Source organism: Arthrobacter sp. TJ-236, assembly GCF_058269235.1.
The window spans coordinates 1-12,619 of sequence record NZ_JBZCNI010000003.1; the positions used below are offsets into that span (position 1 = coordinate 1).

The 12,619-nt window shown below is 69.8% G+C and carries 12 protein-coding genes and 1 pseudogene; 6 read left to right on the plus strand and 7 right to left on the minus strand.

Annotated elements, in window-relative coordinates; all coding sequences use genetic code 11:
- Together AC4D16_RS12185 and AC4D16_RS12190 are read right to left on the minus strand one after the other, a co-directional pair.
- Positions 1-485 (minus strand): annotated as a pseudogene (locus AC4D16_RS12185) (conjugal transfer protein); the annotation flags it as partial.
- Between the two features lie 115 nt (positions 486-600).
- Positions 601-2,181: an alkaline phosphatase D family protein gene (locus AC4D16_RS12190; protein ID WP_490955208.1), complete on the minus strand. Its 1,581-nt coding sequence runs from the start codon at positions 2,179-2,181 to the stop codon at positions 601-603.
- A gap of 382 nt (positions 2,182-2,563) precedes the next feature.
- Here AC4D16_RS12190 and AC4D16_RS12195 point away from each other — a divergent pair, with 382 nt between their 5' ends.
- Positions 2,564-3,316, plus strand: coding sequence for an ANTAR domain-containing protein (locus AC4D16_RS12195; protein ID WP_490955209.1), 753 nt, complete (start codon positions 2,564-2,566; stop codon positions 3,314-3,316).
- Positions 3,317-3,354: 38 nt separating this feature from the next.
- On the opposite strand, the gene AC4D16_RS12200 is transcribed toward AC4D16_RS12195, so the two are convergent.
- Both AC4D16_RS12200 and AC4D16_RS12205 read right to left on the minus strand, forming a co-directional pair.
- Positions 3,355-3,642: an ANTAR domain-containing protein gene (locus tag AC4D16_RS12200; RefSeq protein WP_490955210.1), complete on the minus strand. Its 288-nt coding sequence runs from the start codon at positions 3,640-3,642 to the stop codon at positions 3,355-3,357.
- Positions 3,643-3,703: 61 nt separating this feature from the next.
- Positions 3,704-3,889 carry a hypothetical protein gene (locus AC4D16_RS12205; RefSeq protein WP_490955211.1) on the minus strand — a complete coding sequence of 62 codons (186 nt, stop codon included), beginning with the start codon at positions 3,887-3,889 and terminating at the stop codon, positions 3,704-3,706.
- Between the two features lie 237 nt (positions 3,890-4,126).
- On the opposite strand from AC4D16_RS12205, the gene AC4D16_RS12210 reads away from it, so the two are divergent.
- The 3 genes from AC4D16_RS12210 (at position 4,127) to AC4D16_RS12220 (ending at position 6,627) form a co-directional block, all read left to right on the plus strand.
- The gene (locus tag AC4D16_RS12210; RefSeq protein WP_490955212.1) at positions 4,127-5,158 is read left to right on the plus strand and encodes an LLM class flavin-dependent oxidoreductase; all 1,032 of its coding nucleotides are present in this window, start codon (positions 4,127-4,129) and stop codon (positions 5,156-5,158) included.
- Between the two features lie 215 nt (positions 5,159-5,373).
- Positions 5,374-5,982, plus strand: coding sequence for a sigma-70 family RNA polymerase sigma factor (locus tag AC4D16_RS12215; protein WP_490955213.1), 609 nt, complete (start codon positions 5,374-5,376; stop codon positions 5,980-5,982).
- Positions 5,983-6,189: 207 nt separating this feature from the next.
- On the plus strand, positions 6,190-6,627 hold the full coding sequence (locus tag AC4D16_RS12220) for a hypothetical protein (RefSeq protein WP_490949953.1): 438 nt from the start codon (positions 6,190-6,192) through the stop codon (positions 6,625-6,627).
- Here AC4D16_RS12220 and AC4D16_RS12225 read toward each other — a convergent pair.
- Together AC4D16_RS12225 and AC4D16_RS12230 are read right to left on the minus strand one after the other, a co-directional pair.
- Positions 6,597-7,397 carry a response regulator transcription factor gene (locus AC4D16_RS12225; protein WP_490955214.1) on the minus strand — a complete coding sequence of 267 codons (801 nt, stop codon included), beginning with the start codon at positions 7,395-7,397 and terminating at the stop codon, positions 6,597-6,599. The two genes, AC4D16_RS12220 and AC4D16_RS12225, sit on opposite strands and share 31 nt — an antisense overlap.
- 61 nt (positions 7,398-7,458) lie before the next feature.
- Complete coding sequence (locus AC4D16_RS12230; protein ID WP_490949951.1) at positions 7,459-9,732, minus strand: putative bifunctional diguanylate cyclase/phosphodiesterase; 2,274 nt, start codon at positions 9,730-9,732, stop codon at positions 7,459-7,461.
- A gap of 118 nt (positions 9,733-9,850) precedes the next feature.
- On the opposite strand from AC4D16_RS12230, the gene AC4D16_RS12235 reads away from it, so the two are divergent.
- Both AC4D16_RS12235 and AC4D16_RS12240 read left to right on the plus strand, forming a co-directional pair.
- A complete protein-coding gene (locus AC4D16_RS12235) occupies positions 9,851-10,645 on the plus strand; it encodes a class I SAM-dependent methyltransferase (protein WP_490949950.1) in 795 nt (264 codons plus the stop codon).
- Positions 10,646-10,712: 67 nt separating this feature from the next.
- Positions 10,713-11,108, plus strand: a complete 396-nt coding sequence (locus AC4D16_RS12240; RefSeq protein ID WP_490949949.1) for a DUF7793 family protein — start codon at positions 10,713-10,715, stop codon at positions 11,106-11,108.
- Positions 11,109-11,111: 3 nt separating this feature from the next.
- Here AC4D16_RS12240 and AC4D16_RS12245 read toward each other — a convergent pair whose 3' ends face one another.
- Entirely contained in the window at positions 11,112-12,593 is a 1,482-nt protein-coding gene (locus tag AC4D16_RS12245; protein ID WP_490955215.1) for an MFS transporter, read from the minus strand.
- Between the last annotated feature and the right edge of the window lie 26 nt (positions 12,594-12,619).

Sequence of the window (12,619 nt, forward strand, 5' to 3'; positions counted from 1 at the left end):
ATCGACGGCGCGGCCTGCGTCGTCGTCTTACCGGTACGGGTGCCCCAGATGTGCAGGAGGGTGTCCTCGCACGAGGCGTAGAGGGTGTTCCCGCCACGGACCATGCGCCCGATGGTGATACCGGGCGACTGCTCGGCCGCCAGACCGAAGCGGGCGGCTTTGGCTTTGACCTGCTTCTCCGTGAACGGGGCGACGTCCTTCAGGGACGCCATCTTCACCGCGGCGCGATCGTGCTTGACGATCTTCCGCCCTTTGCGGATGCTCATGACGATGTAGAGCACGAACAGGGCCAGCAGGAGAACGCCGGCGACGATGGCCAGCGTGATCTCGGTGGAGCGCCACGGCATGATGTCGGTGAAGTTTCCCAGTGACCGGGGCCAGAACCCGGTCGGAATACCGTCCGGGCGCGGCTCGAGCTGGTGCCCGAGGGTGTTCAGTCCGTACAACGCTCCCGGGACGCCGACGAGAGCGACGATGAGCACCACCAACAGGGCGGCCTCTCCCCAACGGGATGCCCGCGCGGGAGCCGACCTTGATGAAGGACTTTCCCTGCCCCGGAGGGGGTTGAGTGGAGCGGTCGTCGTTGAATCGAGCGCGAGATCAGGCGCGGAGTCCGGGGACGCCGTCGTCGATCCGGAAGGACGCCTTGGTGCTGACGGGCGAGCCCGGCGTGGTGACGTAGTCGAGCACGCGGAAGTCCGCCGTCAGGGCGTCCTTCGTGATGCGCGTGTTCACGTAGCCGCGCTGGTCGTTGTAGAACTTTAGGTGCGGGTTCCACGCCTGCACGGGATCGCTCGTGGCGCCCGTGCCGTCACCGGTGGAGGTGACGGACGTGCAGACCAGCTCGGTCCCCACCGTCGCGGAGTCGGGGTCCTTGTAGTCCACCTTGACGTCGGCCGCCCAGTTCCGGTGCACGTCGCCCGTGAGGACGACGGCGTTGCGGACTCCTGCGCCCACCCAACCCTCGGTGATGCGGCGCCGGGAGGCGGCGTAGCCGTCCCAGCCGTCCATGGAGACGTCGTCGACGGCGGGTGAGCGGTCGCGGTCCCGCTCGGTGAAGAACACCTGCTGACCGAGCACGTCCCAGCGCTGCGTGGACTGCTGGAAGCCGTTCAGCAGCCACTGCTCCTGCTGGGCGCCCGTGATGCTGCGGTTCTCCGCGAAGCGCTCCACGATGTTCTTCCGGAAGCCGTCGCCCGCGAGCTGGTCGTCGCGGTACTGACGCGTGTCGGTCATGTGGAAGTTGGCCAGCTGACCCCACTGCACCGTGCGGTAGATCTTCATGTCCGGTCCGGCCGGCACGGAGGACGCCCGGAGCGGCATGTTCTCGTAGTAGGCCTTGAACGCGGCGGCCCGGCGGAGGCGGAAGCGCTCGAGCGTGTCGTTCTGCTCGGCCACGTTCGTGTTCTCCGGGATGTCGTCCGCCCAGTTGTTGTCCACCTCGTGGTCGTCCCACACCACCAGCCAGGGGGCTACCGCGTGCGCGGCCTGCAGGTCGGCGTCGGACTTGTACTGGGCGTGGCGCTGCCGGTAGCCCGCGAGGCTCACCGTCTCGGGGCCGGCGTGGTCGCGCGGGTTGCCCGCCGGGATCACGTAGCTGTCGGCACGGTACTCGTAGAGGTAGTCGCCGAGGTGCAGCACGAGGTCCGGCTGGTCCTCCGCGAGGCGGCGGTAGCCGGTGAAGTAGCCGTGCTCGTACTGCGCGCAGCTGGCGAAGGCCATCGCGAGCGCGGCGGGGGTCTCGCCCGGCGCGGGGCTCGTGAGCGTGCGGCCGATGACGCTCTCGTGCCGACCCGTGCGGAACCGGTAGAAGTACTCGCGGCCGGGGCGGAGTCCGGCGAGTTCCACGTGCACCGAGTGTGCGTCCTCGATGGTCGCGTGCTCGACGCCGCGTGCCACCACCGTCCGCATCCCCTCGTCCTCCGCGACCTCCCAGGCGACGGCGACGCGACGCGAGGGCATGCCGCCCAGTCCGTCCTCGGCGACCGGGTCGAGGGCGAGGCGCGTCCACAGCACGAAGCCGTCGGGCGAGGGTTCACCCGAGGCGACGCCGAGGGTGAAGGGGTCGGAGCGGACACCGGAGTCGTTGCCGGGCCGCGCGTGGGCGGTCCCCGGGAGCGCGATGACGGCGCCGGCGCCGAGGCCTGCACCGAGGACTGTTCTGCGGGAGAGGGTGGTCATGATCCGACCGTAGGCGCGGCACTTTGACGAGAGTGGTTGCTCCGGCGAACACTCAGTGAACTGTGGGGTGCACGGTCCCACCCGGCTGACGAAGGAGATCCTGCGATGAGCGCTTTCCCCGGTCGACTGGAAACCGGGGCCCGCGGACGGGACGGGAGGGACCCCTTCTCGCAGGGTGGGTGCGAAGTGGCGCACGAGGGCGCACACTGGGGCTACCCGGCCGCATGCCCCTCGCGGCATGTGCGAGCCGGCCGACATCACCGGAGCGCGGAGTTCCCGGTGCTGCACCCCTCGGACGGTCACGAAGCGTACGGCTGAGGGACCACATGACCACCCCGCTTCTTCGGTGAGAACCCGACACCCGTCCTGAGGAAAGTGTCCGATGCCGACTACCGAAGAATCCCGTTCCGACGCGCACCGTCCCGAGACCACCGCCCAGCTCCAGGAGATGGTCCTGGAGAGTCCCGACGTGCACGCCTTCCTGGCGAGCCTGGCCGGCGTGGCCGCGGAATCCTTCGCGGTCGCCTTCGGCGAGGTGTTCTGCAGCATCAGCCTCCTCCACCCCGGGATGAACAGCACGGTGGCCAGCAGCAGCCTGCAGGCACAGGCCATGGACGAGGTGCAGCACACGTTCGACGACGGCCCGTGCCTCCTGGCTGCGCGGAGCGGGCACGTCGTGATGGTCGCCGACTTCGCCACCGAGACACGCTTCCCGCAGTACCGTGACGCGATCGCGGTCCACGGGATCCGATCGGCCCTCGGGGTCCCGATCCGCCTCGACAACGGGGCGAGCGCCGCGCTCGACTTCTACTCCTCCTCCCCGGACGCGTTCGACGCGCGGGCCATCGTCGTCGCGGAGGGGTTCGCGCGCGAGGCCTCGCGGTCCCTGCGCCTGGCAGTGAAGATGGCGACGCTGAGCGACGCGGCCAACGATCGCGCGCGGATCGTGGCGCGCCTGACGACGATCGACCTCGCGCGGGGCGTCATCATGGCCCGGAACGGCTGCACCCAGGACCAGGCGCTGGAGTTCCTGAGCCGCACGTCGGTGACGCGGAGGATCGATCTCCGGGACCTCGCCGCGGCCCTGCTCGACACCGTGGGCGGGGGCACGGCACCGACGACGCACGCCGCGTGACGCGACCGCTGGGCCCGGTGACGTAGTCGCTCGGCGCGTCAGCGGTCGAAATGCGTCATGGTGCCCGCTTCACTGACGGACCTGATGACGGCGGCGGCGACCGTGTGCAGTGTCGTGTTGCGGACGCTGGACGCCGTCTTGAGGATGAGCATCGCCTCCTCCTGGCTGGACCGGTTCTGCGCCATCACGATGCCCGCAGCGAGGTCGATCGAGGTACGCGAGCGCAGCGCTGCGGTCAGATTCTCCTCGGCGTCCGTGAGCCGGGCGATACGCACAGCCAGCCGCAGGGTGGCCGACGTCCTCCTCGCGAATTCCTCGGCTTCCACGATCGCCTCATCGGTGAACGCCGCGGGTGATCCCGAGTACAGGCTCAGTGCACACGCCGCCTCAGACCAGCGGACTCCACACGAACCGTGGGTTCAGGAGGGTGTCCGGGACCACGAGCGGCGCCTCCCGCTCGATCATGAGATTGCAGAAGGCGAGATCACGGGGCAGCTCACGCTGGAAGCTACCGGTGACGGACTTGAGGAACTGACGGTCGACCGCGATCAGGGAGATGATCGCCGTCGCCATCGAGGAACGGGCGCGCGCCTCGCGGGTCAGGCGGTCGAAACGCTCCTCGTCGCCGGTGTCGAGGAGCCGGGTCCGCTCGAGTGAACGGAGCCGCAGACGCTCGAACTCCCTCCCACCCCGTCAGGAAATCACGGAGGCAGTTCCCTCTGCATGCATATGCATGGAATAGGCGCGGCGTCCCGACCGTTCCCTGATCAGGCCCACGGTGGGCCGATCAGCAGACACGGGAGTTGCACCATGGCACGGACACTGGAACTCGGACTCGATACCTTCGGTGATGTCACCCGCGGGCCGGACGGCACCCCGGTCCCCTACCCGCAGGTCATCCGGAACGTCATCGCGGAGGCCGTCCTCGCGGACGAGGTGGGCATCGACTTCATCGGGCTCGGCGAGCACCACCGCGACGACTTCGCCGTGTCCGCACCCGAGACCGTCCTCGCGGCCATCGCGGGGCAGACGAAGCGCATCCGCCTCGGTTCGGCCGTCACGGTCCTCAGTTCCGACGATCCCGTCCGGGTCTACCAGCGCTTCGCAACCCTCGACGCCGCCTCGAACGGTCGCGCCGAGGTCATCCTGGGCCGCGGGTCCTTCACGGAATCCTTCCCCCTCTTCGGGTACGAGCTCTCCGACTACGAGCGCCTGTTCGAGGAGAAGCTGGACCTCTTCTCGGAGCTCATCAAGGAGGGGCCCGTCACCTGGTCCGGCAGCACCCGCCCCGGGCTGAAGGAGCACGAGGTGTATCCGAAGACCGAGAGCGGCCGGCTCAAGACGTGGATCGGCGTCGGCGGGAGCCCCGAATCCGTGGTGCGGGCCGCGCGCTACGGCATGCCGCTCATGCTCGCCATCATCGGCGGGGACCCGGCGCGCTTCGCGCCCTACGTGGACCTGTACCACCGGGCGCTGACGCAGCTCGGTCAGCCCACCCTGCCCATCGGCGTGCACTCCCCCGGGTACATCGCCGACTCGGACGAGCAGGCCCGCGAGGAGCTGTGGCCGGACAACCGGATCATGCGCGATCGCATCGGCCGTGAGCGTGGCTGGGGACCGACCACCCGCGCCGAGTTCGACCAGGAGGCCGATTCCGGCTCGCTGTACGTCGGATCCCCCGAGACCGTGGCGCGGAAGATCGCGGCGACCGCGCAGACCCTCGGGATCGACCGCTTCGACATGAAGTACAGCGCCGGTCCCCTGCCGCACGAGAAGCTCATGCACAGCATCGAGCTGTACGGCACGAAGGTCATCCCGATGGTCCGCGAGATGCTCGCCTGACCGGGTAAGACGGGCGACAACCCGGCCTCATGCGGGCGGACGGCAGCGGCCGCCCGCCCGTAGGCGCAAGATTTGCGCACCTCTCGCAGCAAGTGCATCCGGCCCGCCCTGGCTCGTGGTTGTCTGGCATGAGTCACCTCAGCGATCAGTCGGTGCCCGACCTCACGGGCCCCCGCACCTGATCGGCCCGACGGCGGCGGATTGGTCTCACCCTCGTGCTCACCGCCCACCTTCCGGTCCTGGCCCCACCCGGCACCGATCCGGCTTCCCTCCGCGCCGGTGCCGTCCCCGCTCTCCTCGCGCGCGTGGCATGCGGCGAGGTACGAGCCTTCGACGAGCTGTACGCGCTCACCTCGCGCCGGGTGTACGGTCTAGTGCGTCGGACACTCCTCGACGCCGAACTGAGCGCCGACACCACCCAGGACGTGTTCCTCGCCCTGTGGCAGGGTGGCGCCGCCCGATTCAACCCGGCGCTCGGCTCGGGGATGTCCTGGATCCTCACACTCGCGCACCGCAGGGCCGTGGACAGGGTCCGCGCCGAGGAGTCCCACCGCTCCCGCAACCTGCGCTGGTCAACGAAGAACCATGAACCGGAATGCGACGACGTCGCCGACGTGGTCGTCCGGGACAGCGAGGCCGACGCCGTACGGGCCGGTCTCCGCACGCTCTCGGCCGTTCAGCACGAGGCCATCCAGCTCGCCTACTTCGCGGGCCTCACCTACGTGCAGGTCGCCGAGCGTCTGGACATCCCGATCCCGACGGCGAAGTCGCGCATCCGCGATGGCATCCTGCGCCTCCGGAAGGCCCTCGCCGAGGAGGTCTGACGCCTCCGGCTGCCCGCTTCGCCCTTTCTTCGGCGTTCTTTCGCCCTTCCGCACCGGCCCCATTGATCGGCATCGCCCAGAGTTGTCATCAGGAGCACACCGCTCCTGATCATCTTCCCGCCGGTTCCGGTCCGTCCGCCGGAACCGGCGGGCAGCATCGGCCGGGCACCCGCCCGGGTCATCGGACCAGCCGAACAGGGAACAGGCGTGACGACTCTCGATCTTCCCGCTCTCGCCGGGGCATCGGACACATCAGCAGCCGGCCACGACGCACCCTCACCCCAACCCGACAGGACCACCGTGTCTCAGCTCCCCGTGCTCGACCGCAGCGTCCTCGACACGCTCGGTGAGGAGCTCTCCAACCGGGAGGGCGCCCTGTATTTCGCCGCGACGTTCGCGCATCTGCTCCCGCAGCGGATCGGCGCCATCGAGGCGGCCTTCGCGGCCGACGACACGGACGCCGCCGTCGTGGCGCTCCTCAGCCTCAACGTCAGCTCGTCGATGGTGGGCGCACGGCGCCTCGAGGAGGCCTCGTCAGCGGCACTCGGTCTCGCAGGGGTCGGGTCAGCGCACTCCACGCTGATCGCACAGCTGCGGACGCTCGGGCTCGAATTTCAGTCGGCGCTCGGCGGCATCATCCGGTAACCCACCCCGCGGACCGTGCGGATGAAGCGCGGGGCCTTCGTGTCCTCGCCGAGCTTCTTCCGCAGGTTGCGGATGTGTACCTCCACGAGGTGCTGGTCGTTCACCCAGCCATCGCCCCAGATGCGCGAGAGCAGGGTCTCCCGCTGCCACACACGGCGCGGGCCGGAGACCAGGGTCGCCAGGAGATCGAACTCGATCCGCGTGAGCGGGAGTTCGGCGCCGTCGAGCTGCGCGATCCGCCCCTCCGTGTCGATCCTGATGGGACCGTGGACCAGCATTCCCTCCTCGGGTTCCGCGGTGACGGTCGGGGCGGCAGGAGCGGGAGGAGCCTCGACGGCCACGGCCGCGGGCTCGAGCAACGGCTGGGCCACGCCGCGCACGGTGCTCCTCGGCCGGCGGAACATGGCGTTCACCCGCGCACCGACCTCCCGGGGGCTGAACGGCTTGACCACGAAGTCGTCCGCGCCGATCTCCAGCCCGATGAGGCGGTCGATCTCGTCCTGACGTGCGGTGATCATGATCACGTAGGCGTCGGTCAGCGGCCGGATCTGCCGGCACACCTCCACGCCGTCGATGTCCGGGAGGTTGAGGTCCAGCGTCACGAGGTCCGGCTGATGCTCTCGGACCAGGGCCACCCCCTCCCGTCCCGTCCCGGCCTCGAGGGTGGTGAATCCGTTCATGCCGAGGGTCATCACGAGCAGGTGCCGGACGTCGGCGTCGTCCTCGATGATGAGGGCGGTACGCGCGTCAGGATCGTTGCCGGAGGTCATGAGCACCACAGTGCCAGAAGAATCGAGGGCTTCCGAGCACCTCGCGGGAATGCTTGCAAAGTCATGAGCGGGCGCTCGGGGCGGTCGCCGCGATCCATGGCCCCACGTCCACGGCGGGAAGAGGCACGGACACGTGGAAGCCCTGCCCGAAATCACAGCCCTTGCGCCGCAGCTCCTCGAGCACCGATTCCTCGTCGATCCCCTCGGCGACCACCCTGAGGCCGAGGCTGTGCCCGAGCTCGATGATCGAGCCGACCAGCCCCCGTGCTCTCGACCCCTCGCTCATCGCCGTCACGAAGGACCTGTCGAGTTTCAGCTCGTCCACGGGCAGGTCGCGGAGATAGGCGAGGGAGCTGTACCCGGTCCCGAAATCATCGATCGAGATCTGCACGCCGGCCTCGCGCAGCTGCGCGAGGATCGCCGCGGTGCCCTGCGGCGTGGACATCAGCACGTCCTCGGTGATCTCGATCAGCAGGCACGACGACGGCACGTCGTTCAGCTCGAGCTGATGCGCGACGTCGCGGGGCAGACACGGCAGGATGCACGAGGCGGACATGTTCACGGCGACCGTGAGGTCCAGCCCCTCGCTCCTCCAGATCGCCGCGCGCCGGACGGCCCGCGAGAGCACCAGCGCGGAGAGTTCGGGCATGAGGCCCGCTTCCTCCGCCAACGGCAGGAAAGCGCTGGGAGGCAACTGTCCGCGCGTGGGGTGGTTCCAGCGCACCAGGGCCTCGACGCCGGCCACGGTGCGGTCCGCCAGCCGGACCTTCGGCTGGTAGTGCAGCTCGAACTCGTCGGAAGTCAGGGCCGTCCGGAGTTCCTGCACCGTGCGGAGCCGGAGCACGCCGTCGTCGTCGTCGGACGCCGTGTACACGTGGTGGCCGCCGCGCTCCGTCTTGGCGCGGAACATGGCGATGTCCGCCTTCCGCATGAGCAGGCCCACGTCCGTGCCGTCCCGCGGCGCCAGGGCGATCCCCACGCTCGCGCTCATCTGCAGGAACGCCGACCCCACCTCGACGGGCGTGGCGAGCTCGGCCCGTAGGCGGCCCGCCACCAGCACCGCCTCCTGCTCGGTGGCGCCCTCGAGGAAGAAGGCGAACTCGTCGCCGCCGAGCCGCGCCAGCAGGTCGTTGCTCCGCACATGCCGGGCGAAGCGTTCTCCCACCTGCACCAGCAGGGCGTCACCGACGTCGTGCCCCAGGGCGTCGTTGACGTGCTTGAAGCGGTCGAGGTCGAGCAGGAAGAGCGCTCCAGGGCGGTCGTGGCGAAGTCTCGGAGGCACATCCATGAACAGCGCGCGGCGGTTCGGCAGGCCCGTGAGTTCGTCCGTGCGGGCAAGGGTGACGAGCATCCGGTGGCCCAGGGTGAGCGGCACCACCGCCAGGGCGAGGGCGAGGGCTGCGAAGACGACCGCGAGCATGGGGATGTGCGTCTGCGAGGCGACCACGAGGACTCCGAGGGCGGCCGCCGTGGAGACGAGGGGAGCCGAGAGATTCGGGATGGCGTGACCCCGGTGGCGGCTCCCGGCACCCTTCGCCGCGCCGTCCACCCAGGCTGCGATGGCCGTGAGCCCTGCCACCCAGCCGGCGTCGACGATCGATCCGACCGTGTAACCCTCGATGTCCAGGGCGAAGATGACGTCGGCGGCGGTGAACAGCAGGATACCGATGATGAGCAGCAACCAGCGGGGCCCGATGTCGAGTCCGCGCGAGGCGAGGACCCCGCCGACGGCCGTGATCAGCAGGAGATCGAGGAGCGGATAGGCGACGCTGACGGCCACCTCGAACGAGGCGTCGCTCGCCGGGCCGATCGTCAGGACGGGCGCGAGCAGCAGGGACAGCAGCGACGCCGAGGCCAGCGCCCCCACGACGCTGTCCAGGAACAACGGCCACAGCAGGCCCTTGAGGTTCCGGACCACGGCGACGGCGAGAGCCAGCAGGAGCAGGGGATAGAACGCCAGGTAGGCGACATCGGCGAGTGACGCGGAATCCAGGGCACCTGCGCCGTCGAGGGACAGCACGTAGTAGGCATCGCCCGCGCAGTACGCTGCCACGGCCACCGTCGCCAGGACCACGTCGGGTCGCCGGAAGCGGGTGCGGATGCAGCCGGCCAGGCAGAGGGCGAGGGCGGCGATCTCCGTCGCGGCGCAGAGCCAGCCGTCCACGATCGGGTCGAACGTGTCGGGATCCCCGATGGCCAGGCCCACGACGTAGAGCACGAGCAGGCCCACCATGAGGGCCATGATCACCGTGGCAGCCGGGAACGCGCGACGACCCCTCGCAGCGACGCCGGGATCCTCACGGCGTACGACATCCCTCGTGCTCGCTGTGTCCATGGCTCGGCCAGCTTAGGGGGAAACACCGTGTGCTGACCTTCTCCCGGGATGCACCGGAGTGTTTCCTGACGAAATCCTCGGTTTCGTCCGCTCCTGCCGCCGTCGATACCCTGTCCCCATGCCCCGCTCCCCCCGCTTCGTCGAGCAACTGAAGATGCTTCCCGAGATCGCGCGCCTCGCGGTCCGCACGCCCCGCGATTCGACGAAGGCGTGGGAGGGCTACTGGAGCCGCGTGCGCGCCACGGGCTCAACGGGTGAGGTGCTCTGGGACACGGAGATCGGCGTCGAGGCGGACCAGTACAGCACGCCGATCACCGCCTTCATGGACACCTCGCTCCCCGTGGTGGACGTGGGCTGCGGGAACGGCCGCTGGACCCGCTGGCTCACCGGGCAGTTCCCCAGTGCGATCGGCGTGGACGTCTCCGCGAGCGCCGTGCGGCGGGCCGGGCAGGAATGGCCCGACGTCCCGGGCCTGTCCTTCCGGACGGTGGATCTCACAGCGCCCGGAGCCGGGCGGCTGCTGCACGGCGAGCTCGACGACGTGAACGTGTTCGTCCGCGGCGTCCTGCACGTCCTGAAGCCCCGCGAGCGCGCAGCGTTGGCCGCCAACCTGCAGCACCTCGTGGGTACCCGCGGCCGCGTGCTGTTGAGCGAGACGAACTTCCCGGGGACCACGCTCTCCTACCTGCAGAGCCTGGGCGCGAAGCCGGGCGCCATCCCGCTCCCGCTGCGCCATGCGATCGGCGGAATCCCCGCGCCCGGGCACTTCGGCGCGGCAGAACGGCGTCGCGCCTTCCCCGACAGCTCATGGACCGTGCTGGACGACGGACCGGCGACCATCGAGGCGGTCCCCATGGCCGGGAGAAGAACCACCAGCATCCCGGCCTACTTCGCTATGCTGGGTGCACGCTGATCCTTGGTCTCACGAGGTGTCGGGGCCACCGGCCCGGAAGCATCGGCGCGTTCTCAGGAGGTGGGCCATGCCCGCACAGCGTATCGACGGCGGCAAGGCCACCCTCGACCTACTGCCCAACGGCATCCTCCACCTCGAGTGGGACAGGGACTGCACCATCACGGAAGAGGACGCGGAGTCCGCGATGGACGCGGTCAACGGCCTCGCGGAGGGCTTCGACCATCCGATGCTCGTCGACATGGAGACCACGAAGACCGTCACCCGCGGTGCTCGCCTGGTCTTCGCGATTCCCTGCGCGGCCTCCCGGATAGCACTTCTCGGGGCCTCGCCCGTGGACCGCATGATCGCGAACTTCTTCCTCGGCGTGAACTCCCCGCCGTGCCCCACCCGGTTCTTCACCTCCCGCCACATGGCGATGGCGTGGCTGCAGACCGGCGCACACGAGCACTCCGCCAGCGCCTGAGCGTCAGCCGAGGTGCGCGGGTTCGCCCGAGGTGGCGAACTCGTCCCTGCGGATGGTGATCATGAACCACGAGATCGGCGAGGCGAGCGCCACCGCGACCGCCGCCGCGAGGAATACCACCGAGTACCCGTCCACGAGTGACTGGAGGCCCGCGGCCGGAGCGTCGGAGGCGCCGGTGGCTGCACCCACCGTGTAGAGGGCGGTGAACACGGCCGTGCCGACCGAGCCGCCGATCTGCTGGGTGGCGGTGACGGCCGCACTGGCCACACCGGCGTCGCGAGGCGCGATACCGTGCAGCGCAACGTTCTGCATCGGCACGAAGATCAGCGCGAGCCCGACGCCGAGCAGGATCTGCGAGGGCAACACCTCCAGCGCGAACGAGCCCTCGACCGTGATCCGGCTGAGCAGCAGCAGGCCCGCGGCGGCGATCAGGGGACCCACGGTCATGAGGATGCGCGGGCCGACGGTCGGTAGGAGCCGTGAGACCACGCCGGCGGACACGATGATGGCGCCCGTCATCGGTAGCGATGCCAGTCCGGAGATCAACGGACTCATCCCGAGGACTATCTGGAAGTACAGCGTCAGGTAGAGCAGGGCGCCGAGGAGCGCAGCGCCCACCGCGATCGAGGAGAGGTAGGCACCGGCCCGCGCGCGGTTGGTGATGATGCGCAGGGGTAGCAGCGGGTGGGCGGCGCGCGATTCGACGAGGACGAAGAGCGCGAGCAGCACCACACCGAGCGCCAGGAACCCGAGGGTGTCCGCGCGGATCCAGCCGGCCTCGGCCCGCGTGAAGCCGTACACGACGGATGCGAGGCCCAGGCTCACGAGCACGGCCCCGGGGACGTCGTACCGGGTGTCGCCCTCCGCCCGGCTCTCACGGAGCAGAGGGATGCCCGCGGCGATGGCGACGACGGCGATCGGCACGTTGACGAGCAGGCACCAGTGCCAGCTGACGTACTCGGTCAGCACCCCACCGAGTACCAGCCCCACGGCCGCGCCGCCACCGGCGATGGTCCCGTACACGGCGAAGGCCCGTACGCGGTCCTTGCCGCCGGGGAAGGTGACCGAGAGGATGGCCAGCGCCGCCGGGGCGAGCAGGGCGGCGAAGACACCCTGGAGCCCGCGGGCGAGCAGGAGCATCTCCCCCGTGGTCGCGATCCCGCCGACCGCGGAGGCCAGGGCGAAACCGCCCATGCCGACCAGGAACGAGCGCTTCCGGCCCCAGAAGTCGGCGATGCGCCCGCCGAGGAGGAGCAGCGCGCCGAACGTGAGCGCGTAGAGGGTCACCACCCAGCTGCGGTCGGTGTCGGACATGCCGAGCTCGGCCTGGGCCTGCGGGAGCGCGATGTTCACGATGGTGCCGTCGAGCACCACGGTCAGCTGCGCGAGCGCGACGATCGCCAGCACGAGCCATCGGTTCGCGGGGGCGGCGCTGCGCTGGCGCGTGGCGGGGGCAGCGGAAGGACTGGAGGGCGGGACGGGCATGGATCTCCTCGGAAGTGATGTCACCT

Bases quoted from the DNA above. Each gene is read 5' to 3' on its own strand.
- AC4D16_RS12190 (WP_490955208.1), bottom strand. From the start codon at position 2,181: ATGACCACCCTCTCCCGCAGAACAGTCCTCGGTGCAGGCCTCGGCGCC.
- AC4D16_RS12195 (WP_490955209.1), top strand. From the start codon at position 2,564: ATGCCGACTACCGAAGAATCCCGTTCCGACGCGCACCGTCCCGAGACC.
- AC4D16_RS12205 (WP_490955211.1), bottom strand. From the start codon at position 3,889: ATGGCGACGGCGATCATCTCCCTGATCGCGGTCGACCGTCAGTTCCTC.
- AC4D16_RS12210 (WP_490955212.1), top strand. From the start codon at position 4,127: ATGGCACGGACACTGGAACTCGGACTCGATACCTTCGGTGATGTCACC.
- AC4D16_RS12225 (WP_490955214.1), bottom strand. From the start codon at position 7,397: ATGACCTCCGGCAACGATCCTGACGCGCGTACCGCCCTCATCATCGAG.
- AC4D16_RS12230 (WP_490949951.1), bottom strand. From the start codon at position 9,732: ATGGACACAGCGAGCACGAGGGATGTCGTACGCCGTGAGGATCCCGGC.
- AC4D16_RS12235 (WP_490949950.1), top strand. From the start codon at position 9,851: ATGCCCCGCTCCCCCCGCTTCGTCGAGCAACTGAAGATGCTTCCCGAG.
- AC4D16_RS12240 (WP_490949949.1), top strand. From the start codon at position 10,713: ATGCCCGCACAGCGTATCGACGGCGGCAAGGCCACCCTCGACCTACTG.
- AC4D16_RS12245 (WP_490955215.1), bottom strand. From the start codon at position 12,593: ATGCCCGTCCCGCCCTCCAGTCCTTCCGCTGCCCCCGCCACGCGCCAG.